This is a genomic window from Marinococcus halophilus (genome assembly GCF_002265875.1).
GTDB classification, from domain to species: Bacteria; Bacillota; Bacilli; order Bacillales; family Marinococcaceae; genus Marinococcus; species Marinococcus halophilus.
This window is the reverse complement of the sequence record NZ_NPFA01000005.1, coordinates 36,052-59,059: the sequence shown is the minus strand read 5'-3', so window position 1 is coordinate 59,059 and position 23,008 is coordinate 36,052. Positions and strand designations below refer to the sequence as shown.

At 48.7% G+C, this 23,008-nt stretch carries 22 protein-coding genes; 11 read left to right on the top strand and 11 right to left on the bottom strand.

Annotation, left to right across the window (positions count from 1 at the left end):
• Positions 1 to 16 precede the first annotated feature (16 nt).
• The 4 genes from CHL76_RS06535 to CHL76_RS06520 form a co-directional block, all read right to left on the bottom strand.
• On the bottom strand, positions 17 to 1,492 hold the full coding sequence (locus CHL76_RS06535; protein ID WP_079474569.1) for an MDR family MFS transporter: 1,476 nt from the start codon (positions 1,490 to 1,492) through the stop codon (positions 17 to 19).
• Positions 1,489 to 2,370, bottom strand: coding sequence for a TetR/AcrR family transcriptional regulator (locus tag CHL76_RS06530; RefSeq protein ID WP_079474570.1), 882 nt, complete (start codon positions 2,368 to 2,370; stop codon positions 1,489 to 1,491). The genes CHL76_RS06535 and CHL76_RS06530 overlap by 4 nt, the downstream gene beginning before the upstream one ends.
• A 143-nt stretch (positions 2,371 to 2,513) precedes the next feature.
• Positions 2,514 to 4,175 carry a putative ABC transporter permease subunit gene (locus CHL76_RS06525; RefSeq protein ID WP_094908142.1) on the bottom strand — a complete coding sequence of 554 codons (1,662 nt, stop codon included), beginning with the start codon at positions 4,173 to 4,175 and terminating at the stop codon, positions 2,514 to 2,516.
• Positions 4,172 to 4,945: an ABC transporter ATP-binding protein gene (locus tag CHL76_RS06520; RefSeq protein ID WP_079474572.1), complete on the bottom strand. Its 774-nt coding sequence runs from the start codon at positions 4,943 to 4,945 to the stop codon at positions 4,172 to 4,174. The genes CHL76_RS06525 and CHL76_RS06520 overlap by 4 nt, the downstream gene beginning before the upstream one ends.
• 118 nt (positions 4,946 to 5,063) lie before the next feature.
• Between CHL76_RS06520 and CHL76_RS06515 the strand changes: the two genes are divergently transcribed.
• Complete coding sequence (locus CHL76_RS06515; RefSeq protein WP_079474573.1) at positions 5,064 to 5,306, top strand: hypothetical protein; 243 nt, start codon at positions 5,064 to 5,066, stop codon at positions 5,304 to 5,306.
• 18 nt (positions 5,307 to 5,324) lie between these two features.
• The gene (locus CHL76_RS06510) at positions 5,325 to 5,513 is read left to right on the top strand and encodes a hypothetical protein (protein WP_079474574.1); all 189 of its coding nucleotides are present in this window, start codon (positions 5,325 to 5,327) and stop codon (positions 5,511 to 5,513) included.
• Between the two features lie 33 nt (positions 5,514 to 5,546).
• Here the strand turns inward: CHL76_RS06510 and CHL76_RS06505 are convergent, their stop codons facing one another.
• Positions 5,547 to 6,743 carry a DUF418 domain-containing protein gene (locus CHL76_RS06505; protein ID WP_094908141.1) on the bottom strand — a complete coding sequence of 399 codons (1,197 nt, stop codon included), beginning with the start codon at positions 6,741 to 6,743 and terminating at the stop codon, positions 5,547 to 5,549.
• A gap of 233 nt (positions 6,744 to 6,976) precedes the next feature.
• Here CHL76_RS06505 and CHL76_RS06500 point away from each other — a divergent pair, with 233 nt between their 5' ends.
• The 3 genes from CHL76_RS06500 (at position 6,977) to CHL76_RS06495 (ending at position 8,565) form a co-directional block, all read left to right on the top strand.
• Positions 6,977 to 7,306, top strand: a complete 330-nt coding sequence (locus CHL76_RS06500) for a hypothetical protein (protein ID WP_079474576.1) — start codon at positions 6,977 to 6,979, stop codon at positions 7,304 to 7,306.
• Positions 7,307 to 7,403: 97 nt separating this feature from the next.
• A complete protein-coding gene (locus CHL76_RS16980) occupies positions 7,404 to 7,568 on the top strand; it encodes a hypothetical protein (protein ID WP_158219090.1) in 165 nt (54 codons plus the stop codon).
• Between the two features lie 277 nt (positions 7,569 to 7,845).
• Complete coding sequence (locus tag CHL76_RS06495) at positions 7,846 to 8,565, top strand: Na-translocating system protein MpsC family protein (protein ID WP_079474577.1); 720 nt, start codon at positions 7,846 to 7,848, stop codon at positions 8,563 to 8,565.
• 61 nt (positions 8,566 to 8,626) lie between these two features.
• Here the strand turns inward: CHL76_RS06495 and CHL76_RS06490 are convergent, their stop codons facing one another.
• The 3 genes from CHL76_RS06490 to CHL76_RS06480 all read right to left on the bottom strand — a co-directional run bounded on the left by CHL76_RS06490 (position 8,627) and on the right by CHL76_RS06480 (position 12,849).
• Positions 8,627 to 9,595, bottom strand: a complete 969-nt coding sequence (locus CHL76_RS06490; protein WP_079474578.1) for a S8 family peptidase — start codon at positions 9,593 to 9,595, stop codon at positions 8,627 to 8,629.
• Between the two features lie 123 nt (positions 9,596 to 9,718).
• Positions 9,719 to 11,431: a bifunctional metallophosphatase/5'-nucleotidase gene (locus CHL76_RS06485; RefSeq protein ID WP_079474579.1), complete on the bottom strand. Its 1,713-nt coding sequence runs from the start codon at positions 11,429 to 11,431 to the stop codon at positions 9,719 to 9,721.
• Between the two features lie 209 nt (positions 11,432 to 11,640).
• Positions 11,641 to 12,849, bottom strand: a complete 1,209-nt coding sequence (locus CHL76_RS06480) for a multidrug effflux MFS transporter (RefSeq protein ID WP_079474580.1) — start codon at positions 12,847 to 12,849, stop codon at positions 11,641 to 11,643.
• 205 nt (positions 12,850 to 13,054) lie between these two features.
• On the opposite strand from CHL76_RS06480, the gene CHL76_RS06475 reads away from it, so the two are divergent.
• Both CHL76_RS06475 and CHL76_RS06470 read left to right on the top strand, forming a co-directional pair.
• Positions 13,055 to 13,753 (top strand): TVP38/TMEM64 family protein, encoded by a 699-nt coding sequence (locus CHL76_RS06475; RefSeq protein ID WP_079474581.1) that lies wholly within the window; start codon positions 13,055 to 13,057, stop codon positions 13,751 to 13,753.
• Between the two features lie 35 nt (positions 13,754 to 13,788).
• Positions 13,789 to 14,580 (top strand): SDR family oxidoreductase, encoded by a 792-nt coding sequence (locus CHL76_RS06470; RefSeq protein ID WP_094908140.1) that lies wholly within the window; start codon positions 13,789 to 13,791, stop codon positions 14,578 to 14,580.
• A 278-nt stretch (positions 14,581 to 14,858) separates the two neighbouring features.
• Here CHL76_RS06470 and CHL76_RS06460 read toward each other — a convergent pair whose 3' ends face one another.
• On the bottom strand, positions 14,859 to 15,878 hold the full coding sequence (locus CHL76_RS06460; protein WP_079474584.1) for a zinc-dependent alcohol dehydrogenase family protein: 1,020 nt from the start codon (positions 15,876 to 15,878) through the stop codon (positions 14,859 to 14,861).
• Positions 15,879 to 16,104: 226 nt separating this feature from the next.
• On the opposite strand from CHL76_RS06460, the gene yidA reads away from it, so the two are divergent.
• The gene (yidA, locus tag CHL76_RS06455; RefSeq protein WP_079474585.1) at positions 16,105 to 16,920 is read left to right on the top strand and encodes a sugar-phosphatase; all 816 of its coding nucleotides are present in this window, start codon (positions 16,105 to 16,107) and stop codon (positions 16,918 to 16,920) included.
• A gap of 60 nt (positions 16,921 to 16,980) precedes the next feature.
• On the opposite strand, the gene CHL76_RS06450 is transcribed toward yidA, so the two are convergent.
• The gene (locus CHL76_RS06450; protein ID WP_079474586.1) at positions 16,981 to 17,946 is read right to left on the bottom strand and encodes a Gfo/Idh/MocA family protein; all 966 of its coding nucleotides are present in this window, start codon (positions 17,944 to 17,946) and stop codon (positions 16,981 to 16,983) included.
• 99 nt (positions 17,947 to 18,045) lie between these two features.
• Positions 18,046 to 19,083, bottom strand: a complete 1,038-nt coding sequence (locus tag CHL76_RS06445; protein ID WP_079474587.1) for a potassium channel family protein — start codon at positions 19,081 to 19,083, stop codon at positions 18,046 to 18,048.
• A gap of 144 nt (positions 19,084 to 19,227) precedes the next feature.
• On the opposite strand from CHL76_RS06445, the gene CHL76_RS06440 reads away from it, so the two are divergent.
• From CHL76_RS06440 to CHL76_RS06430, 3 genes are read left to right on the top strand one after another with little or no spacing between them, the layout of a single operon-like run.
• A complete protein-coding gene (locus CHL76_RS06440; protein WP_079474588.1) occupies positions 19,228 to 20,406 on the top strand; it encodes a galactokinase in 1,179 nt (392 codons plus the stop codon).
• A gap of 15 nt (positions 20,407 to 20,421) precedes the next feature.
• Positions 20,422 to 21,927 carry a UDP-glucose--hexose-1-phosphate uridylyltransferase gene (locus CHL76_RS06435; RefSeq protein ID WP_079474589.1) on the top strand — a complete coding sequence of 502 codons (1,506 nt, stop codon included), beginning with the start codon at positions 20,422 to 20,424 and terminating at the stop codon, positions 21,925 to 21,927.
• 18 nt (positions 21,928 to 21,945) lie between these two features.
• Positions 21,946 to 22,947 carry a LacI family DNA-binding transcriptional regulator gene (locus CHL76_RS06430; RefSeq protein WP_079474590.1) on the top strand — a complete coding sequence of 334 codons (1,002 nt, stop codon included), beginning with the start codon at positions 21,946 to 21,948 and terminating at the stop codon, positions 22,945 to 22,947.
• Positions 22,948 to 23,008 lie beyond the last annotated feature (61 nt).

Sequence of the window (23,008 nt, the reverse complement as noted above, 5' to 3'; positions counted from 1 at the left end):
CTGCCGGGGTTTTTTACTATTTGGCCGGGGCGTTGCTCTGCTGTTCTTCGTTTGCGGCCCGGGTCATTTCCTTTTCTCTTTTTGGAGAGCTTAAGAAAAGAGAAAGTACCAGAGCTACAAAGGCAAGAGCCGTGCTTCCCATAAAGGCCCATTCAAATCCTGCTACCTGCGCGAGCTGGGGAGCCGCTTCTGCGGAGGTCGAGGCGTCAGGCTGGTATTGCTGGGCGCCTAAGGCTACAAATGTAACCAAAAGAGCCGTGCCGATAGAAGCTGAAATTTGCTGCAACGTATTCGCCATAGCTGAACCGTGGGCATACCATCTCATCGGCAGCTGGTTTAACGCCGAGGTCATTACCGGCATCAAAGCGCAGGCGAGCCCGAACATACGGATGGCATACACGATGGTTAAATACGTAAACGACGTTTCCAGGGAAAGATTTGTAAACATAAAAGTAGTAATAGTGACAATGGAAAGGCCAGTGATGGCAAGCCACTTTGCCCCGAAGGCGTCAAACAGGCGACCGGTAATCGGCGACATGATCCCAATCACAATCGCTCCCGGCAGCAGCATTAAGCCTGATTCAAGCGGCGTAAAGCCTAAAACGTTCTGCATGAACAGCGGCAGAAGCGTTTCTGCTCCTATTAATGAAATCAACACGGCCATCGTGATTCCAATGGCGAGGCTGAATATTTTAAATTGAAACACGCGGAATTCGAGCATCGGCGACTTTAACGTAAATTGGCGCCAGATAAACAATCCGATAATCAAGGCACCGACGATCACGGCGGTGAGAACGGTTGGGCTGCTCCATCCACTTTCTGAAGCCGTGCCGAAGCCGTATAAAAAGGAACCAAAGCCAAATGAAGAAAGAATGATGGATAACACATCAATCTTCGGGCTGCCCAGTTCGGTTACATTTTTCAAAAAGATGGCACCTGTAATAATTGTCAGCGCGACGATTGGAAGCACGGTAATAAACAAGGCCCTCCAAGGAAAGTGCTCAAGAAGAAAGCCAGAGAGCGTTGGCCCAATAGCGGGCCCGAACGAAATAACAATTCCGATCATGCCCATCGCTGTGCCTCGGCGTTCCACTGGAATGATGGCCAAAAGCACCGTCATTAAAAGCGGAAGCATAATGCCTGAACCCGAAGCCTGAATGACGCGTCCGAAGAGAAGCACCGGAAACGACGGGGCGATGGCGGCGATGGCAGTACCAACCCCGAAAAGGCTGATAGCGGTTAAAAATAAACCTCTGGTGGTAAAGCGTTCGATTAAAAAGGCGGAAATCGGAATCATAATGCCATTTGTCATTAAGAAGGCTGTGGTCAGCCACTGGACGGTCCCCTGGGTGACTCCGAGAGCGTCCTGAATTGAAGGGAGGGCAGTGGCAAGCAGTGTTTCATTGATAATTCCCATGAAGGCGCCGAGCAGCAGAGCCGTAATCATAGCTGCTTTTTGCCCGGTGGGGATATCCCAAGATGAAGAACTCATAATACGTGTTTCTCTCCTTTCCATGCGCTCCATTTTACACTTAGCTTCTGCGTATGTGTATGGAGAACCGCGTGGTGCTGCAGTTGGTGTAGTAAGGCGTCGATCAAGAATTCCCGTGGTATATCCGCTTTGAATTCCTTGTGAAGCATGTCGGTCGTCTGGAGCGTTTTTTCAGGCAAATCACCCTGCGAATAACGGGATTTTACAAATAAGAGCAGTGCCTCGGCTTCGCAGCGAATACTTTCCATGCCCTGTACGGGTTCATCTCCACCGGCCCACCCTCTGGGAAGCTGGGCCTGTAAATCACTGTCATCTTTTACGATGGAGTGAAGCCTCTCGACAATAAAGGCAGATAATTGATTCAGCGGAAGGGTGGGAGCATGCCAGGTCATGAGTGTTAAATAGGAGTGCATGATGCCTTCGAGGATGACAGCCAAATCGCTGACATAAGGACGCACCCGGGGGCCAAAAGCTTCTAAAAGCGATTGTTCATGCCATTCCTGAAAAAAGCGGCGCATACGGTTTAAGTAGTTGGAAATTTTGTTTTCCGTATGGGGAGGAAATTCTGTAAAGAGCATCTGAAAAAGTGGACGGTACTCCGTGAATTTTTCCAGCTCGATGCGTATTTTGCCTTCAAGCCGCTTGAGTTCAGGTTCATGCTGCTTTCCCTGATAATTTTCGGCCTCATGGAGCATGTTTTCGTGCACTTTACGCAGCAGTTCCAAAAGCATCGCTTCCTTAGAGTCGAAATGCTTGTAAAAACCGCCTTTAGATATACCGCAGGCCGCTGTAATGTGCTGAATGGAAGTGGAGTGAAATCCCTGCTGCACAAACAGCTGCAGAGCTGCGTCCAAAAGTTCGTCCTTGCGCTCTGTCATGCAATGTTCGGCCCCCTTTTGACTGATTGGTTACTTTTAGTGAACGTTTAGTCACAAAGAGTATCGTAGCATTTGCTATGCGAGGAATCAAGTAATGAGCTTGGAGGTTTTAAATAAAAAAACCTGCCGGCAAAGCGGCAGATTTATGCATCTAAATAATCGACACCACGTTCGGTGAGCTCTTTTGTACCATGCCGCAGATGTAAATATACGAGCAGCAGCGCAAGTCCTGAGGCAGAAAGAATTCCTCCGGCTCCAAGCAGAGTGATCCATTGCCAGGGGGCAGTGTTCCATAAAGGAAGAAAAGCTGGTTCGGGACCACTCCATTTGGCCTGCAGGGAAAGGCCAGCGCTTAAAAGCATCCAGGCAGGTATAAAGAAAAGAAGAAGATACAGCATGTTAAGAAAAAAGGAAATGACGCCAGTATCAAACCGCACTCGCTTTTGCGGGTTTTTCTCATCATATGTGCCTCCGGAAGCGCCAGCCCAGATACCCGAAGCTGCAGCGACAGCTGTGAGGGAAAGCGTCAGTACTAGTCCGGCGAAAAATAATATAATGTTCCATCCGAAGACGAGAAAGGCCAGCAGCTCTAAGCCTGCGAGCGTCATTCCTGTCATAATCCAGTGAGCCAGAAACTTCCCGAGGACAATCTGCCGGGGAGTGACGGGAAGAACCCGAAGCATCCAGCGGGACTCACCTTCTCTGCCAAACGCGGCAGCGGCAAACTGCTGCAGGCCCAGTAAAATGGCAGGGCCGAGCATAACGTGCACACTGCTCCAGGCAGAGGCGGGATTTGCCCAGGGCGAAGCAAGCGCTGAGCCGCTGCTAAAAAAATTGATAAACATTAAAATCAGAATGAGAGCAAATGTAAAGCAGGTGGTCCACTCTTTAGGATTTCTCTGCACAGCCCGCCACTCTTTAAAGGCAATGGCATAGGGCACAGAACGGGCTTCCCCGGGACGGGTGGATTTGATTTTGTTTTTCACAGGCTCGGTTGCCCGCTGCCAGGAAGACATGTAGTGCTTCTCGGCAAACCAGAGGACCCCGAGGCTTGCGACAGCTAAAGCCCCCAGGCAGGCGGCTGTGTAAACGACTCCTGAGCCTTCCCCTTGAAAAGAAGCAAAAAGAGCTGCAGCCACCGGCTGCGTAGGCAGCCACTCAGGCGCTTCTTCAATAGTAAGAGAGGTGCTGTCGTTTTGCATGACGATATTTGGCGTCTGCGAGGCCAGGATAAACAGAGCTGCAGATATGAAGCTGATGATAGTAGTCAGCTGCTGGGCGCGGTGGGCCGGCAGAATATATACAAGAAACAGATTCAATAGAAACGAGAGACCTGCGCCCAAAACAGAAAGGCCAAAGAAAAGCAGAGTAGCGGCCGGGTAAAAGAGAACATGAGCGCCGGAAACAGCTCCAATAATAATGCTCAGTCCGGTTAATAACAAAAATGAAAGCAGAGGGAAACCGGCCCATCCGGTGAAAAACTGCATGGCAAAAAGATGCCTCGAAGGAACAGGAAGCGTAAATAAAAACTCTATGTCCTTTGACCCAAACAACAATTGAAAGGTACGCGGCATAGTCACAAAGGTGATGACAGCAAGTGTGCTTAGCATCAAATAAACGATAACTGCACGTAAGCTTTCCGGGGAAAAAACATTCCCGGCCGCAGCCGCTCCAAGACCAAAGGGAATCATAATAAACAGGGCCAGGGCTATGAGAGTAATGTATAATACTTTGCGCCCGGACGGCAGAGCCTCGTATTGGTGGCGCATGGTGGTTTTCTGATAATACCAGAGCGTCTTTATCACGGAATTTCTCCTTCAGAGCCTTGAGAGACCTTTTGTGCTGTCATGCGCAGGAAGACATCTTCAAGGGTGGCTTCAGCATAACTGGCGTGCTCCTGTTTAAGGGCGTAAGGCGTGCCGGTCTGCAAAAGTCTTCCCTCATGAATGATTCCGACCCGGTCACAGAGCTGATCAGCAACGTCCAGCATATGAGTAGAGAAAAAAACAGCAGTACCGTCTGCTGCTGTCTCGCGCAGAATAGTCCGGAGGTCACGGGAGCTTTTTGGATCGAGGCCAACTGTCGGCTCATCGAGAAAAATAACGGACGGTTGATGAATCAGGGCCCCGGTTAAAGCCATTTTCTGTTTCATGCCGTGTGAATACGTTTCCATCAACCTTCCGGCGCTTTCTGTTAAATCGAATCGTTGCAGCAGGCTCCGGGCATGTTCTATCCATACGTTTTTATCGAGTTTAAATACAGAAGCAATAAACTGAAGAAATTCCCACCCGGTGAGCTTTGGATAGATATCTGGTTTATCAGGCAGGTAGGCAAGCTGCTGCTTCGCTTCGAGTGGCTGACTTTTAATCGATTTGCCATGAATACACCCGTCCCCGCCGCTTGGTTCGAGCAGGCCGGCGAGCATCCGCATGGTCGTTGTTTTACCGGCTCCGTTTGGCCCGAGAAAACCGAATATTTCATGAGCATGAACTTCGAAATTCAACGGGTGTACAGCGGTCGCCTCCTTAAAGCGTTTTGTCAGTTGTTTTGCTTCTACCGCGGGAGAATCGGGCATGTCGGGCACTCCTTTATATGATATGCTGTGGGCATACGAATAGTTATGTTCATCATAAACGATGTAGAAAATAATGGAAATGATAAAAATAAAGTGCATAAGGGGGCGGAGAGCTGAAATGACCTATGGAGAACTGGCGGATAGATTGGACCGCACATCGGACGGTGAAATGATTGGCTTTTTGATGGTGCCAAAAGCGCACCGGAAACAGAAGGAAAAAGTGAACAGCTATTTAAAGGAGCGCTACGCTGCATCAGATTCCGATTCCTTAAGAGACATTGTAGATCATTTTTGCGAAGAATACCTCGAACCGGGGGAAAGCCGGGAAATTGAGTTTTATCCAACGGAAAAATTAACATAGCCAAACGGGGGAGACGCATTGAAACCGAAAACAGTGATGAATCTGGCAACGCTTATTAATGGCATTGGCGTGTTTTTATTTATTTTAGCCGGTGTGCCAAACTGGATTCCTGCGATTTTATGCCTGTTTGGATGCACGCTGCTCGTGTTTCGCAAGCAGGCAGCAGACTGGTGGAACAAAAACATTATGAAAGAACCGGAGCAATGAAGGCAGCTGAACTAAAACAGCTGCCTTTTTGATTTACGCTGTTCGGGCATAGGTCCATTTGCGCCACAGGTATTCTATTGGCCCCTGGGAAAATTTTTTCATATACCAATGGCTGCCGGCGAGCTGAACAATATAAATAACCAGCGCGGTAATAAACCCTCCGGTAACAGAAACCTCTCCAAACAGTCCCAGTCCATATCCATGAAATAAAAGTACAGCGATAATTGTCTGCATCAGGTAGTTTGTTAAAGCAAGCCTGCCCATAGAGGCGAAAGGAAGAAGAAAATGGCGAAGACTCTGACTTTTTGCGGCCAGTACAAAAGAAGAAACGTACCACAGGGTCAGCACCGGCCCGGCAATGTAATTCAAGCCGTCTCCAAGGCCGGCACTTATTCCGCCGGGGAGGGTTATCCATTCCTGTTTAAGAGCTGTAACGACAGCATTTAAAATGAGTCCCAGCCACAGGCTGTGTATAAAGAGACGCTTCCATGTTCTCAAATGGGCTGCCGCCTCTGTGAACATATTCCGGCGCCCGAAATAAAAACCGAGCAGAAACAGCCCGAGAATAAATGGCACAGAAAACGGAAGCTGCAGTAAAACGAATATGACTTCATTACTCAGCCGGTAAGTTAAAATATCAATGTAGGATCCGTCTTTCATGACGGAAATACCCGAAGCAACAGACCGTTCAGCGGGCTCCGGGCTCATAGAGGCGGTTCCTGCAGAAGCAGCAGTCAGAAGGAGCGTCATAAAGAATCCCGAAGCAAAGATAAGCCCGAGCGCCCAAGTTAAAACTGCTTTACTGCTTCTGTAAGTAAACATAAGCAAAAAGAAGCCGGTCACCGCGTATAAATGGAGAATATCCCCCGACCACAAAAATACGAGATGAATCGTTCCAATAAACAGCAAAAAAAGAAGCCGGCGCTGAAAAATACGGTCAGCAGAAAAGTTTTTTTCCGTCAGACGCTGGTAAAACATATAAAATCCGAGACCAAATAAAAAAGAAAACAAGGGATAAAACTTTCCAATGACAAAAAAATCCAGCAGCGTATTGACAGCCTGATCGGCTGCTGTAGTCTCTGTGAGGCTGGTGTTTACCATGTCTGCGTACTGGCTGAAGCCCAGCGCTTTAAACGCAGCCATGTTTGCCAGTATAATGCCGAGCAGGGCAAAACCACGGAGCATGTCGATCGTATGTATACGTTCTGTTAAAGCAGTTGCCTGCGGCATATGAGTGCCCCCTTCTTAGGAACTGGATACAGTATACCAAAACTACGCACAGATGAAGCAAAGGTTGCGGTAATTCCTGAAAGAAAGATTACTGGAAGAAAAATAAGGGTAGTAAGAAAGTACGGCAAATATGTCATTTCTCTACATTGATAGAGAATATAAAAATACAGGAGCGCTTTATCATATACCGATGCGCACGCCTCCCGAAACACGTTTAGAAAAGGAGAGATATATTGAGAACAATAGAAATTAACATTCTTGAAGACGAAATGCATGGCACAATTGATGAAACGCATAAGTTCAAGTTTAGTAAGATGGAAGAAAGGTCCAAAAAAAGCTTTCCCTTTGGCTTATTTAAAGGGCACGCAAAGGAGCATTCAAACGCCGCGTATCTTGAGATCTACCAGGAAGAACAGCGGGTGCTTTACTGGGAGCTGGAAGATTTTCAGGACCAGGATTCCCTCGTCTTTACCCGGGAAGGCCTGCTTGAAGAAGGAGAATGGAATCCGGAAGAACTCACGCTTGAGGGCCTGCGCGTAGAATTCTACGAACCAAAAATATAGAAATTCGTACATAAAGGGAATCCGCCTCTAAGACTGCTGCCTCTACGTCCTTGTTATGGTAATTTTCACATTTTACCACTATTTGGGAGGGGTTATCATGTTTGCTTTTTTGATCGGACTGCTGATTGGAGTTATTTTTTCCGCCATGATTTTTACGATAAAAACCCAGCGGGCCGCGCACGTCCGCACCCAGCAGGAAAGCATTCACCGGCTGCTTGCAAATGAACGGAGGAACCGCTTTGATGTACGGAGTATGAGATGAATACAGAAAAAGAACCGGGACTTGAAAAAGTTTCCGGTTTTTTTATGTGGGTTTCATTTAACAATAAAGCAAGTTAAACGCAGATTATTGAAATTAAATGATTGAACGAAGCGCCGGGGTGGGAATGTAACTATAGAATATCATTTATTAAGGTGGTATTTGTAGGCACAACGGCCGACCTTCCCGGGGAGGTAGGCCTTTATTTTTAAAACAAATACATAGGGGCTTAATCAGGGCCTTTAAATTTAATAGGGAGATATTAAGAGGAGGAGCAGGGATGGCTGAAAATCACTCAAGTGAAGATCTCAAAGAACAACAGAAGCAGTTGGGAAGCTACCTCGGAAAATTATTGCGGGATCACTTTGGGAAGGGGCCTGAATCGGTCTACGTCAGTATTGATCCTCATTGTATCGTGATGCATATTCGTAAATTTCTTTCTCCTATGGAGGAAGTGATTATGGGCCAAAGAAACCAGGAAGCGGTGGAAGAACTCCGTGAGACTATGATGGAGCAGATTCTTCCGGAAGTGAAGCACTACCTTTCCAGAACCGTGGATATAGAGGGATGGGAATTTTACTTTGACTGGAATATTGAAAACCGCTCAGGGATGATTACTGCCCTGAATTCCCAAGAACTCAAAACCAAAAAAGAGAAAAAGAAACTGGAGTATGAAGAAAATATTAAAAGAAAAGTAAATGATGTCAGTGCTAAAACAGAAAAAATTCCTGACGATATTGCAATGTATCAGGTTAACGAACGAACATTGATAGCTGTCCGGACAGGTATTTTAATTTTGATTGAAAAAGAATTAATCAATCTGGGCCACGGGGCAACCTTAAAAACAGCAAAACGCCACCTGGAAAAGCAGCTGTTAAATGAGATGCGCTTTGACAGCCTGTTCGGTACGAAGGTCCGTGATATTTTCGTCGACTGGGATTTTTATAACGATACGAGTGTGGTCGTATTTGTTACAGACCCTGTGCCGGCGGTGGAATAGCTCTATGAATATGTAAAAGCCAGACCGATACCCGGCCTGGCTTTTTTATACACCCGCAGGGTTAGCGGACGGCGACTTCGCTTTGGATTGTCTGAGCTAGACGTTCGACAATGCCTAGCTTCAGCAGACCGCTGCCCTCTGCGCTAAGTGGATAACCGAGAGGAACAGTGCGGCGAAGCAGCTGTGCATACATCTCCGGCTCAGAAATACGCCGGCCAAACCCTGATTCGGCCCAGTTAGTTACAAGAGCAAGGGCGCCGGAAACGTGGGGGGCTGCCATGGACGTACCACTTAGCCTGGCGTAAGAGCTTCCTGTATAAGTCGAAAGAATTGAAGCTCCCGGGGCCACCAGGTCAATTTCGTCATTGGTATTTGTGAACGGAGTCAACTTGGTGGAAAAGTTTACCGCCCCAACCTGAATGACTTCATTATAAGCACCTGGATATGCGAACTCTTCGGTACCTGCGTCCCCGTCTCCTTCATTTCCAGCGGCGCAGACAACAGCGATATCGGCTGCAACTGCTTCTTTGATGGCCTCATGAAGCTCAGGCACGTCCTGTGGACCGCCAAGAGACATACTGATCACGCGAACCTGTTCTTCGTTGCTGCCGCGCCAGGAGACCGCGTAGCGGACAGCCTCAATAATTCCCTGCATGCTTCCGCTCCCGGCTCCGTTCAGTGCTTTTAAAATCAGCAGCCTGGCTTTTGGTGCAACCCCGGCTATACCGAGGCCGTTGCCTGCAGCGGCGATGGTGCCGGCCACATGGGTGCCGTGGCCGTTGTTGTCTTCAATCATGGATGGGGCCCCGTAGTAGTCACTGGTGAAATTACGTCCGCCGACAATTTGATGCTGCAAATCTGGATGATCCGTCTGACAGCCGGTATCAATAACTGCGATAATATTGCCCGTTCCCTGAGACGTTTCTTTCCATTGCGATGGTGCTTCGATCATTTCCACCCCAGCTGGCACGTAAGATGTTGCAGAAACACCGCTTTCTTTCCGGAACGGAACTAAAGATACATAACTCATAATAATGCCTCCTTATTAGGCTGTAATAGCGTTACCTGGTATAAAAAGGCATGATCGAAGGGAAAAGTAAACCACTGAAAAAAACAGGACCGGGGGGACCCGGTCCTGCATCTTGTTGCGTTGTTACTCCGCCTGAGCCTGGTCAATGCATTCCTTTGCCGGCTCTGCTGCAGCAGGGACTTCTACGTCTTTCCCGTTCTTATACTTTTGGAGTATAGAAATCAGCTGGCCGCGGTTAAAGCCGGAGTCATTTTTATTTGGATTGCCGTTTGGCACTAGTTCATGAACTTCATCGATAATACATTCTTTTGTTACATTCTCAACGGGGGCTTCCGGTTCTTCAATGGCCGGTTCCCCGACTTCAAGGGCGATCCGTCCCTCTGTTTCATAATCCACGGCGCCTTCTGTTTCCATTAAGAATTCAGCATAGGTGATCATACTGTTGGTCACAAGCCCGGCGTCAGGTTGGATAATTTCTCCTTCGAAATTATAGCCGTCCCCGCCGTCCGCGAGGAAATTTGGCAGAGCGACCGAGTAGGTTTCTGTGCTTTCTACCGGCTCCCCGTCAATAGTGAGCCCGGCTCCGTTAAATGTTCCGTCTTCAGTGGTGTAAATAGTGTAGTTCAGCCCGGACGTCTGCAGGTCCACCTGCTCGCTGCGATTGTAGGACTGTTCAATTACATCCTCAAGAGCTTCCCCCGTCATATTCATTTCAACGATATTATTTCCAAACGGTTCAATGGAATAAATATCTCTTGCAGTAATTTCACCAGGCTCGATGCCAGCCCGTAGGCCACCGTTGTTATAAACAGCCACGTCTGTATCCGTAGTATAGCGCATGGAGTCGGTCCAGAAGTTACCAAGAGGGGCGTCTTCCTCATAGCGGCTGTCTCTAGACAGGCCGGTATTTGTTTCCCCGATGACTTCTCCCAGCAGTTCATCGGCTTCTGCTATATAATCATCCGCCTTCGCCTGAACGTCTTCATTCATCGCTTCTATGCTCTCGATATCATGCAGCTGTCCTTCAGTATTTGTTACTTCTCCGGTTTCATCATCCAGGGTGAAGGTCATTTCTCCAATAAAATCGAGGCTTGAACCTGCTTGGGCAATAGGGGTGCCATTTACGACAGCTGGCTCTTCAAGAACAGTGTGCGTATGACCGCCAATAATGGCATCAAAAAAGTCCACGTCCTCTGCGAGCTGCTCATCCTCGCTATAGCCTATGTGGGTGAGAGCAATAAATAGGTCTGCGTTTTCTCCAAGGGTTTCGTACGACTCTGCCACCCCTGCATAGTTGTTGTCAAAGCTAAGTCCTTCGATGCCATCAGGCGCTGTACCAGGCGGCGCCTGGGTCAATCCAAGAAGGGCAATGTCGATGCCGTTAACGTTAATTTCGTCATAGGCGGCGGGCTCTTCAATAGGAATGGAGCTGTCTTCAACTGAGGTATTGGCACTAATCCAGGTGAAATCACTGTCTGCTTCATTCCGGGCGAAGACTTCCTGACCGTAATCAAATTCATGGTTGCCGATCGTCATCGTTTCAAGTCCGACATCGTTCATTAAGTCGACCATAGGAGCGCCGTCCTGCAAATCAACTACAGGGTCACCGCTAAAAATATCTCCGGGACTGACAAACACGACGTGATCTGATTCTGCTTTTTTCTCATCAATATAGCCGGCAAGCTTTCCCATATCCTCAATGGATGAATGAATGTCATTGGCGTGAATGACTGTGACTTCCGTTTCTCCCCCGGCTGCGCCGGCATTAGCTGCAGGCAGCACAAAAGCAGCAGAAGCGCCGGCGGCAATTCCCCACCGTAAATATGAGTTGTTCATGTAATCCCCCCTGATATGTATAAAAGCACCGATTAAAATGTAAGAAAATTTTGATCTTTTGCCAATAAGCAGGAATTACTGCTTGTAAACAGAGGGGAAAAGGCAGAGGATATACCCAGGTTTCGGCAGACTAATACTACAGTCTTTGGAAAAATTTGCGTCTGCCTCCGCTATTTTTTTGCATCCAAAGTCGCGATTCTTTTAGATTATTAAGCCGGCTTTTCTGCCGGTCCTCCGCGTTTAGCCATGAATACGTAGGTTGCGAGAGCCAGGGCACTCATTAGAAAGATGGTCAGCCCCATGGGAACGGCGGTATCTTCGCCAGCAATGCCCACCATTGGGGCCGTAACGGCACCAAGCACAAATGGCAGAAGGCCTAAAAGTGCCGAAGCGCTGCCAGCGACATGGCTCTGGGTTTCCATCGCAAGGGAAAACGAAGAAGTAGCGACAAAGCCGATAGAGGTAACAAAAAACAGAATAGGGAGCACAATGCCCCAGAGCGGCCCTTCAAAAATAACGACCACAAGCAAAGCCAGACCGGCGATAAAGGCCATCACAAGTCCGGATTCAAGAAATATCTTTTCAGAGATAACAGAGGCAAAACGGCCGACCATAAACGTGCCCAGAAGAAGGCCGAGCCCGTTTAATCCAAACAGAATACTGAACACCTGCGGGGACACGCCGTATATATTTTGATAGATAAACGGGGTACCGGCCACGTAGGCAAAAATACCGCCGATCATAAACCCCTGGGAGAGAGCGTATCCTGAAAACTGCCGGTCTTTAAGAAGAGATACAAAATTGCTGAAGGTAGTCCCCAGATTGCTTGGCACGCGGTCGTCTACAGGAAGGGTCTCACCTAACCGGAACGCTGTGATCAGGAGCAGAATAGTGCCAAGTACAGAAAGCGTTAAAAAGATACCGGGCCAGCTGGTGAAAAGGAGCACTCCACTCCCTATAGAAGGGGCGAGCAGCGGCACAAGGTTGTTGACAAGCATCAACAGGGCAAACAGCTTTGTGAGTTCAGCTCCACTGCTGACATCCCGGACAATTGCCCGGGAAATAACGAGTCCGGCTGAAGCCGCAAAGCCCTGTATAAAACGTCCGGCGATCAGAATGAAAATGTTCGGCGCAAAAATGCAGGCAGCTGACGCTGCAATATAAACGATTAGTGCTATAATGAGCGGCCGGCGCCTGCCATACACATCACTGAGAGCCCCAGCGACGAGCTGGCCAACACCGAGCCCGAGCAGACAGGCCGTTAAACTCAGCTGTACGACGGAAGCACTGGTTTCATAGGAAGCGGTAATATCAGGAAGGGCGGGAAGGTACATATCAATAGTTAAAGGAATCAGTGCTGCAAGTGCTCCGAGCAGGACAACAAAGCGGGCCCGCTTGAAGCCGGTTAATTGGTTCATATATGTAAGCCGCCTTTCTAGCTGAAAATGAAATAGATGAAAATGCTCAAATCTGGTTCAGCTTACCTAAAAAAAGAAAAGATGGAAAGTTTTTTGCTCATATCATAAAAATAAAATGCTTTTACAGGTATAATTTTTGGGGAAATAAGGCGTAATGCCTCGCTTCTCCGTTATAATAAAGATAGATACTTAGGAGGAAGGCGTTATGAAAGCAAAATTAAAACACTATGCTCTGAGGCTGACAATTACGGTCGGTGCCGCTATTCTACTTCTAATGCTTTCCCGCTTTTATCTGCATCTCAACCCTGAAGATGTAAAAGGATGGATGGAAAGCATCGGGTTTTTTGGCCCTGTCGTCCTGCTGCTGTTATTTGTAATCCGGCCGTACCTGCTGATTCCTCTCCCAGTGATCGCCGTGGCCGCCGGGTTTTTGTTCGGACACTGGCTGGGAGCTGTCCTCATTTTTCTTGGAGCCGTGCTGGGCGCCACCGTTTCTTTTTTCACGAAGCGTCGTAAGGCGGGCGATTTAGACTTAGGTGATAAAAACATGGAGGAACTGGACAAAATCAAAGAAGAGCTCGAGGATCACGGGTTCAAATTTTTATTAATGCTCCGGCTCATTCCGGTGCTTCATTATGATTTATTGACCTCTCTCAGTGCTCGTCTGGATGTTGGGTGGAGGCAATACCTTGGCGCCACCGTGATCGGTACTATACCTAGGGCTGTGCTGCTGGGCTTTTTTGGCTCGAGCATTCTTTCCTTCGAGCCATTGAAAATGATTATTCTGGGTGTGGTGGCAGTGGTAATAGCTGTGCTCGGCTTTGTGCTTAAACAGAACGTAGAAAACAAATTTGATACAGAAGAATTGAAAGAAGAAACCAAACAGCTGCAGCCGCCGGTATGAACACCACCGGTCCGCAGTAAGAAGGGAAGAAAAGCATGGATCTGAAGCTTGCGGGAAAAACAGTACTGGTATTGGCATCGAGTCGGGGCCTTGGAAAAGCATCGGCCGCGGCATTTGCGAAAGAAGACGCTAATATCATGATTACGGGCCGCTCGGAGGAGAGCCTGAAAGAGGCAGAAAAAGAGCTCCTATCTCTAAGCTGCCGCGGTCGGGTTGGTTATTATGTTTGTGATATTACGAAGGAAGCAGAGATTAAAGCGCTTGTGGAACATACGATGAAAATATTCGGTGCGGTCGATGTGCTCGTCAATAACGCCGGCGGCCCTCCTGCTGGCACATTTGAGGACTTCGATGACGACGACTGGCAGAGGGCATTTGACTTAAATCTGATGAGCTTCGTGCGTGCAATACGCGCAGTGCTGCCATCGATGAAGCAAAGTGGGGGCGGACGAATCGTCAACATTACGTCTTCTTCAATGAAGCAGACGCTGGACAATTTAATTTTATCGAATACGTTCAGAGCCGGCTTGATGGGCCTTGCCAAAAGCCTGTCCCAGGAACTTGCACCACATGGCATTCTCATTAATTCCCTGGGCCCCGGAAAAATAGCCACGGACCGGGTAACAGAGATCGACGGAAGAAAGGCTGAACAGGAGAGTAAGAAAGCAGAGGACGTACGCCGGGAGTCGGAAGCAGCTATCCCGCTTGGGCGCTACGGGTATCCGGAGGAGTTTGCTGGCCAGGTCGTTTTTTACGGATCCTTCGCTAATACCTATGTCACCGGCCAGACACTGCTCGTGGACGGCGGACTGATAAAGGCGCTTTAAGGCGGGAAAATGTACCCTCTTCGCTGCCGGATAACGCTTATGCCATATTTCATATAGAAAAGCGAGAAGATGTCAGCGTCCGGCAGATAGGCTTTTGTGGCCACCCTCTCACTTCTGGCCGATTTGACGAAGCGGTTTTTAAAAGTCATGTTCTTATTATGTAACGTAAACGGGGATGCGGCTGTGAGATGTGCCAAAGTGACCTTCTCCTGGCGGTTCAGATGGATTAGGAAGAAAAATGAAGCGGAGCGCGTAACAGAAGCGCTCCGCTTGTTTTATTACTGGTCGTGGGAAATAACAATCTTGCCGAAGAAGTTTTGGCTTTTCAGGTGGCGGTAGGCTTCCTGGGCCTGTTCGAATGGATAGACTGTATCAATTACCGGCGTCAGCTGATGGGCAGCGATGGCTCGATTCATGGACTCGAACATATCCCGGCTGCCGACACCAATCGTTCTTGTGGAAGCCTTTCCGAACAGGTCGTAGTAATCGATTTTGTCCCCGGTTCTTGTAAGCACACCGATTAAAGCTACTTCTTCGCCGGGGGCGACGGCTTCAATGGATTGATGAAACGAAGCAGGGCCGACCACTTCGACGACACGATTTACGCCGCCGTTGGAGAGCTCTTCTGCCCGCTTTCCCCAGTTGGGCGTGTCGTTGTAATTGATAATGTTGTTAGAACCAAGCTCCTGCAGCTTTTTCTCTTTCCAGCTGCTCGAAGTGGTGGAAATAACACGAAGGCCGAGAATTTTCGCGAGCTGTACGGCGAAAACAGAAACGCCCCCAGTGCCAAGCGTCAGCACCGTATCTCCCGGTCCAGCCGGGGAAGGGCCGTGCAGAGCATTCCAGGCGGTCACCGCTGCGCATGGAAGCGTGGCTCCCTGCTCGTACGTCAGGTGGTCCGGCAAACGAACGAGCTCTTCGGGGTCGATCACCTTATAGTCCGTCAGCCAGCCGTTACTGTGTGTGCCATACGGCTCCATGTACGAAGGGCGCTTTCCGCCGAACCATTCCCTCGTGAAATTGCCGGCTACCCGGTCTCCGACGCGGAAGCGGCGCACATCTTCGCCTGCTTCAACAATTTCCCCAGCGCCGTCTGACAGCTGGACGAGATTTTCCCGCAGCTCTCCCGGATAACCGCCTTCGACCATAGCGAGGTCCCGGTAGTTTAAGGAAGTAGCTTTCACCCGGACGAGCACTTCTCCTCGCTGGACCTGCGGCATTGATTCTTCTGTCATCTCTAAATTCTCTATGCTTCTCGGCTCACGAAGCCGAAAAGCCCGGTTTTGTGCTGATGCCATCGTATAGCCTCCTCGGATGTTTGAACTCGAACTCCTTACTGTTCATTCCCTGGAAAACGATTTTTTAAAAGAAAGCAGCTTGATTTTAATTAAAAAAATAATTGGAAAGCAATATTAAGGGTTGTACTGTAAAAACACAAGAAACTCTATTAAGCTGAATGTATAAGAATGAATCGCGGGATTGAAGCAGGGCGGGGAGGCACATTTGAATAAGTGGGAGGTTGACATGTATAAATTAATCGCCGTAGATATGGATGGAACTATGCTGAATGATCAGCATGCATTGACGCCCGAGGTTATCCAGGCTGTCCGGAACGCAAAAACAGCCGGCATCAAAATCGTGCTGTGTACCGGGCGTCCGCTTCCGGGTGTCCAGCGTTACATTGACGAGCTGTCGCTTCGGGAAGAAGGAGACTATATTGCTGTATTTAACGGGGCGCTTGTTCAGGAGACGTTTACAAAAAAGGTTGTTAATCAGCTTGATATGCTCTATGAGGATGTCCGGGAACTTGAAGTGCTGAGCCGGGAGCTGCCAATAGCTATGCAATATTTTAGTGAAGAGCATATTTACACGCCGCAGAAGGACATTGACCGATATACCGTGCTTGATGCGTATTTAAATAATATACCGCTCCGCGTTCGTACGCTTGAAGAAGTCGGGCCCTCTGTGGCGCTGCCGAAGGTGATGTTTGTCGGTGACAAAGAAGACATCGACCGGACAGAACTTTTACTGCCGGCGGGAATTAGAGCCAGAAACGAGATTATGCGCAGTACCTCGCATTTCCTGGAATTTCTTCATCCAGAAGCAAGTAAAGGCAACGCAGTGATGGATCTGGCTGCCCGGCTCGGTATCACCCGGGAGGAAGTAATGTGCATTGGAGACAACGGCAACGATTTATCTATGATAAAGGCAGCAGGGTGCGGAGTGGCAATGGGCAACGCCATCCCGGAAATCAAGGCGGCAGCCGATATTATTACATTCACAAACAATGAAAACGGCGTGGCAGAAGCGATCAACAATGTATTGCTGCATGCCCTTTAAGTATTAAAGCCTTTATCCCATGTGGATAAAGGCTTTTGCCGTATTTCCCGGGAAATACTTTTATTCAAATGGATACCGGAAGTTCCACTGCCGGCGTGCTTCGTCCATCAGTGTCATCACATCGGAAGAGTACTGAAGGAGAGGGGCGTACTCCATGCTGGAGACAGAGCGTTCCATTTCCCGGATTTCGTAATGCAGAGCTTTTGAAGCCTCGCCCTGGGTAACGCGCTCGGTTTCTCCGTTAGTGTACTCGATGACTGCCTCGTCGGCACGCGGAAAATTCTCGACTGTAATCGCCCCTTTATCGCCAGCGATGATTCCTCTTTTGGGAAGTTTGGAGCTGAAGGAAAGCTGGACGACAGCGATTTGGCCCCGGTTGTTTTTTAGGACGATGCCGGATTGGTCATCCACGCCGCTCCCCGCCATTTCCCCAATGGTTGTTATCTCAGTGGGCTGCTCTTCAAGGAAAAAACGGGAGAAAGAGAGGGCATAGACACCGATATCGAGCATCGCGCCCCCGGCGAGATCCGGGTTAAAGAAGCGGTTGGTCGTGTCATACTCTTTAATAGTGCCAAACGTCACGTTAATAGAGCGCACGTTGCCAATTACCCCATCTGCGATTTTTTGCTGAAGCTCCCGGTGAAGCGGGTGGTAATACAGCGTCACTGCTTCAAGCAGCACCAGGCTCCGTTCGGAAGCGAGTGCTGTCAGTTCGTCGAGCTGCTGCTTGTTAACGGTGATCGCCTTTTCGCAAAACACATGCTTCCCGCTTTCGAGACAATGCCTGGCGATCTCATAATGGTTCGTATGGGGAGTGGCGATATAGACGATATCAAGCGCTTCGTCTTCGAGGCATCTGTCTAGCGAGTCAAAAGGATGCTCAATGTTAAAATCACTTGCAAAGCTTTCAGCTTTATCCATTGTGCGGGAGCAGACAGAATGTATCCCGCCTTGCTCATCGTTTAATGCTTCAGCAAATTTCCCGGCAATATTGCCGGTGCCGATAATGCCCCAGTTAAAGCTCATACGCCTCACACCTTTTCATTTAGTAGTTTACCCGGCTATTATATCGCAGTTAGAGAATTATAAGGGGATAATTTTCAATTTAAACAGGGCAGGTGAAATTCATTTTGCCTCTTTTCCACTGATTTTATGGTACGTATCTTCATGGCAGATAACGAAAAGCTGGGCATCCTCCGGAATATGTTCGTCGAGCTTATGGTTAATGTTTAAGTCATCGTGGTCTGAGACGAGAGTGGCCCCTTCTTCGAGCAGATCCATATAAGCTTCGCGGTACGTCCTCCAGGAGGGGCGTTTAGGTATTTCATATAAATCTTCCCCGTGCCTTTTGGATAACAGCTGTGAGACGATCCTGGAGGTGCCCCGGCTGAAGGCGGAACGGACAGCCAACTGCGAGATCATTTCCGAGCTCACAATAAACTCATCCACCTCCACATGAGTAAAATTATGAATATTGTTTCGTTCTTTGACCTCCACGATAGTGTAAATGTCTTTAAAGTGCCGTTGGATGCTTGTAGCAATTAATAATGATTTCCCATCGATGTAAGAAGGATCATGAATGTATTCTCCGCTGATGGTAATTTCATTTGGAAAAATAAATACCGCCCGGGCTTCGTTGATATTGGCCTGCTCCAGTACTTCCTTTTCGACTGGGTTGCCGCGGACATAAAACAAGCGGTCGTGGTGATAAGGAGTCTCTTCAAATTGATCGATGAGCACGATCTCAATATTTTTTTCCGTATTTAAAATTTCCTGGATAGCGATTTTTGCATGCTTGCTCCAGTCGGCAATCACAATATGCTCTCTTCCGTTGTAGACCAACTTCCCCAGCTCCTTTCTGCGGTTATACACATACATAAAATCAATAATCTTACTGATCACAATAGAAATCAGGCCGATACCGACCAAATACAGAAACACCCCATACAGTTTTCCGGGAACCGTGTCCGGCACGTAATCGCCGAATCCGACAGTTGTGACAGAGGTCATCACCCACCAGAAGCCATTAAACGGATTGCCGAATTCCTCAGGTTCTATGTAGTAAATTGCAAAGGAGCTGCCCCCAATTACCAGGGCAGTGATTAAAAAAATAACAGCTGTATTCACATTAATTAAACGCTCAAAAAATTTATTAAAAAACATCCTGTGGCCTCCTCCCTGCTAAAGTACTATTACCCCTATTAATGTCCGGAAAATCTCAAACTTACAAAGTAAAATTTTTAGTAAAAACTTTATTTCTGCTTTGCTTTCCGCTATAATGATGAAAAGACTAAAGGAGGAACTTCCATGAATAGAGCAGTACTGGAAGAATTTGAACAACAGTATTCCCGCCAGGCAGAACGGCTGTTTTTTGCTCCCGGCCGTATTAATGTGATTGGCGAACATACAGACTACAATGGAGGGTTTGTTTTTCCGTGTGCTATTACAAACGGGACATATGCAGCAGCGGCAGGCCGGAACGACCGACAGCTGCGGCTTGTGAGCGGTAATTTTTTGGACAAAGGAGTGATAGCGCTACCATTGGACGACCTTTCTTTTCAGCCGGAAGATGATTGGGCGAACTATCCAAAAGGAGTATTTGCCGTTTTGGCTGCAGAAGGCTATTACCCTGAAACCGGCTATGATATTTATTTTTCCGGAAATATCCCAAACGGTGCCGGATTGTCTTCTTCAGCATCGATCGAGCTGGCCACAGCGGTTCTTCTCAATGAGTGCGAAGGATGGGGACTTTCCATGAAAACTCTCGTTCAGTATGCTCAGCAGGTGGAAAACAAGTATATCGGTGTTCAGACCGGTATCATGGACCAGTTTGCGATCGGTTTTGGTAAAGACGGGCACGCCATGCTGCTTGACTGTGCGTCGCTTGAATATGACTACGCCCCGTTGCCAACAAAAAAATATACTATTTTGATTATGAATACAAATAAGTCCCGGGAGCTCGCAGGCTCAGCCTATAATGAACGGCGGGCAGAATGTGAAGAAGCGCTGGCAGAAATGCAGCAGCACCGGCCTATTACAGGCCTTTGTGAGTTATCGGTAGAGGAGTGGAACCAGCTCAGCCATGAGATCAACAATGAAACGGTCCGGAAAAGAGCCCGGCACGTCATTTACGAGCATGACCGGACAAAACAGGCAGTGGAAATGCTGAAAGCGGAAAATTATGAAGCGTTTGGCCGGCTGCTCAATGAGTCGCACCGCTCGTTGAAGGAAGACTATGAAGTGACCGGCCTCGAGCTCGATACGCTGGCCGAAACGGCCCAGCAGCAGCCGGGTGTCATAGGCGCACGGATGACCGGGGCCGGCTTTGGCGGCTGTGCGATAGCATTTGTCGAACATGACCAGGCGGAAGAGGCAGAGAAGATTATTGCTGCGGTGTATGAAAAAGAGACCGGCCGTAAAGCTTCGTTTTATAAAGCTGCCGCTGGTGGTGGGGCCCGGGAGCTGGCAGGGGCCGGGCAAAAGTAGAAAAGGAGAGGTTCTATGGCCATCCAGGTGGATTCAGTCATCATGTCGCTCGTCGACTGGGCAGAAGAGAATAACCTAATTCATGCAGAAGATAAGGCGTATGCACGTAATCAGCTGCTGCGGGAACTTCATCTCGAAGCGATTGATGAAAATGCAGCAGCCGGGCCACAGCCGTTTGAGGAACTGCTCGGGCAGCTCACCTCTTATATGGTGGAGGCAGGGATCGTGGAAGATTTGCTCGACAAGCGGGAACAGGCTAAAGCAGATCTCATGAACATCTTCCTTCCGCTGCCTTCCGAGGTGCAGCGAATCTTTGAAGAAAAGTACCGCCGAGACCCGGCTGAAGCTACCGATTATTTTTACTGGCTGAGCCGGGCCTCCAACTATATTCAGATGGACCGCGTGGCCAAAAACGTTCACTTCCCATACGTGTCTTCCTATGGAACGGTTGATATTACGATTAATTTATCCAAGCCGGAAAAAGACCCGCGCGATATTGAAGCAGAAAAGCAGAAGGGTGCGTCGGTTTCGTATCCGAAATGTGTGCTGTGTAAAGAAAATGAAGGATACCCGGGGCGGATCGGCCATCCCGCCCGTTCGAATCACCGGTTAATCCGGACAGAGCTTGAAGGGGAAACCTGGTATTTGCAGTATTCTCCTTACATTTATTACCCGGAGCATTCCATTCTTCTCAGTGAATACCACCGGAATATGAAAATTAACCGGGCCACCTTTACCCGGCTGCTTGGATTTGTAGAGCAGTTTCCGCATTATTTTATGGGGTCGAACGCTGATCTTCCGGTAGTGGGCGGATCGATTTTATCCCATGACCACTACCAGGGCGGAAGGTACACCTTCGCCTTGGAAAAAGCGGAACCGGAGGCCGTATTTGAGGCACCGGCACATTCCGGTTTGACTATAGAAATTATTCATTGGCCGATGAGCGTTCTGCGGCTTCGCTCCGAGGATCAAACAAGCGTCATCGAGGCGGCGGAAGTTGTACGGGAAACATGGCAGGATTATACTGATACGGAGCTTGGGATAGAAGCTTACTCCAACGGTGAACCACACAATACAGTAACGCCGATTGCGCGGAAAAACGGCAGCGCCTGGGAAATGGATATAGTGCTGCGCAACAACCGGAAGACAGAAGAGCATCCATACGGCTTGTTTCACCCTCATGAAGAAGTGCATCATATTAAAAAAGAGAACATAGGCTTGATTGAAGTGATGGGGCTGGCCGTGCTCCCGGAGCGGCTGCTCGGTGAGCTCGAGCAGGTTGCTGCATTTGCTGCAGGAGCAGCAGAGACTGTCCCCGGCCAGCATGAGGCGTGGGCTAAAGAGCTGCGTGAACAGCTTCAGGGACGGCCAGAGGCTGAAGTACGACAGGGAGTCGAGCAGGGCGTCGGGAGAAAATTCATGGAAGTGCTGCACCATGCCGGTGTTTTCAAACAAACACCAGAAGGGCGCCGCGGGCTCCGCCAGTTTTTGCAGGCCCTCCCTTTAAAGCTAAAAGAATAGTAAAAGGAAGCTGATGACATGGCAACGATAAAGGATATTGCAAAGGAAGCCGGTGTGTCGATAGCGACTGTATCCCGGGTGTTAAACTACGATAATACCCTGTCAGTAGCGGAAAGCACAAAGCAGCGTATTTTCCAGACCGCAGAAGCATTGAATTATACGAAGCACGCAAAACGTAAACAGGCTGTACAGGCGCTTACCATCGTTTACTGGTACACCGAACAGGAAGAACTCGAAGACCTGTACTATCTGTCCATCAGGCTGGGTATTGAAAAGCGTTGCGAAGAACTGGGAATCCGGGCCAGGCGCCTGCTTCTGGAGGAGTTTCTGGAGCAGGAGACATCCGAAAGCGAGCCGGTTATTGCGGTAGGTAAATTCAGCCCAGCGCAGGCAGGTCTTCTTCAGCAAGTAAGCACGCAGCTTGTTTTTGTGGATTCCAGTCCGGGGGAAGAAATGTTTGACGCTGTTATTGCCGATTTCCAGCGTGTCACAGAAAAAATTCTTTCATACCTTTGGGAGCTTGGGCATACACGCATCGGTTATCTTGGAGGACGGGAAACCTATCCATCGGAAACAGCCATCATTCCAGACCCCCGCGAGGAAACATTTAAACAGCTGATGGATGCACAGGGCCGGGACGCAGCTCCGTGGATACGCACAGGACGCTTTACTGTGCAGGACGGCTATGAATTAATAAAAAATGAGCTGGCCGCCATGAATCCGGAGGCCAGGCCGACAGCGTTGTTTGTGGCAAATGACACGATGGCCGTCGGGTGTCTGCGTGCACTTCACGAAGAGCAGATCAGAGTGCCGGACGATATCAGCGTCGTGAGCGTCAACGACGTCAGTGTAGCAAAGTTTGTTTACCCGCCGCTGACATCCGTGAAGGTTTACACAGAAGTAATGGGAGAAACGGCAGTAGATCTTCTGCTCGAAAGACTTGATGGAAGAAGAACGATTCCCAAAACGGTTCTGGTAGCGACTGAACTGCAAAAAAGAGAAAGCTGCGGCAGAGCTTAAACCTTTTTACACAAAAACGTATTTCAATTACAGAAAAAAGGGTATAGAACTAAAGTAAGTT

What these genes read in the sequence shown, in the direction of transcription:
- CHL76_RS06535 (WP_079474569.1), bottom strand. Translation starts at nt 1,492, where the DNA reads ATGAGTTCTTCATCTTGGGATATCCCCACCGGGCAAAAAGCAGCTATG.
- CHL76_RS06530 (WP_079474570.1), bottom strand. Translation starts at nt 2,370, where the DNA reads ATGACAGAGCGCAAGGACGAACTTTTGGACGCAGCTCTGCAGCTGTTT.
- CHL76_RS06520 (WP_079474572.1), bottom strand. Translation starts at nt 4,945, where the DNA reads ATGCCCGATTCTCCCGCGGTAGAAGCAAAACAACTGACAAAACGCTTT.
- CHL76_RS06515 (WP_079474573.1), top strand. Translation starts at nt 5,064, where the DNA reads ATGACCTATGGAGAACTGGCGGATAGATTGGACCGCACATCGGACGGT.
- CHL76_RS06505 (WP_094908141.1), bottom strand. Translation starts at nt 6,743, where the DNA reads ATGCCGCAGGCAACTGCTTTAACAGAACGTATACATACGATCGACATG.
- CHL76_RS16980 (WP_158219090.1), top strand. Translation starts at nt 7,404, where the DNA reads ATGTTTGCTTTTTTGATCGGACTGCTGATTGGAGTTATTTTTTCCGCC.
- CHL76_RS06495 (WP_079474577.1), top strand. Translation starts at nt 7,846, where the DNA reads ATGGCTGAAAATCACTCAAGTGAAGATCTCAAAGAACAACAGAAGCAG.
- CHL76_RS06490 (WP_079474578.1), bottom strand. Translation starts at nt 9,595, where the DNA reads ATGAGTTATGTATCTTTAGTTCCGTTCCGGAAAGAAAGCGGTGTTTCT.
- CHL76_RS06485 (WP_079474579.1), bottom strand. Translation starts at nt 11,431, where the DNA reads ATGAACAACTCATATTTACGGTGGGGAATTGCCGCCGGCGCTTCTGCT.
- CHL76_RS06480 (WP_079474580.1), bottom strand. Translation starts at nt 12,849, where the DNA reads ATGAACCAATTAACCGGCTTCAAGCGGGCCCGCTTTGTTGTCCTGCTC.
- CHL76_RS06475 (WP_079474581.1), top strand. Translation starts at nt 13,055, where the DNA reads ATGAAAGCAAAATTAAAACACTATGCTCTGAGGCTGACAATTACGGTC.
- CHL76_RS06470 (WP_094908140.1), top strand. Translation starts at nt 13,789, where the DNA reads ATGGATCTGAAGCTTGCGGGAAAAACAGTACTGGTATTGGCATCGAGT.
- CHL76_RS06460 (WP_079474584.1), bottom strand. Translation starts at nt 15,878, where the DNA reads ATGGCATCAGCACAAAACCGGGCTTTTCGGCTTCGTGAGCCGAGAAGC.
- yidA (WP_079474585.1), top strand. Translation starts at nt 16,105, where the DNA reads ATGTATAAATTAATCGCCGTAGATATGGATGGAACTATGCTGAATGAT.
- CHL76_RS06450 (WP_079474586.1), bottom strand. Translation starts at nt 17,946, where the DNA reads ATGAGCTTTAACTGGGGCATTATCGGCACCGGCAATATTGCCGGGAAA.
- CHL76_RS06445 (WP_079474587.1), bottom strand. Translation starts at nt 19,083, where the DNA reads ATGTTTTTTAATAAATTTTTTGAGCGTTTAATTAATGTGAATACAGCT.
- CHL76_RS06440 (WP_079474588.1), top strand. Translation starts at nt 19,228, where the DNA reads ATGAATAGAGCAGTACTGGAAGAATTTGAACAACAGTATTCCCGCCAG.
- CHL76_RS06435 (WP_079474589.1), top strand. Translation starts at nt 20,422, where the DNA reads ATGGCCATCCAGGTGGATTCAGTCATCATGTCGCTCGTCGACTGGGCA.
- CHL76_RS06430 (WP_079474590.1), top strand. Translation starts at nt 21,946, where the DNA reads ATGGCAACGATAAAGGATATTGCAAAGGAAGCCGGTGTGTCGATAGCG.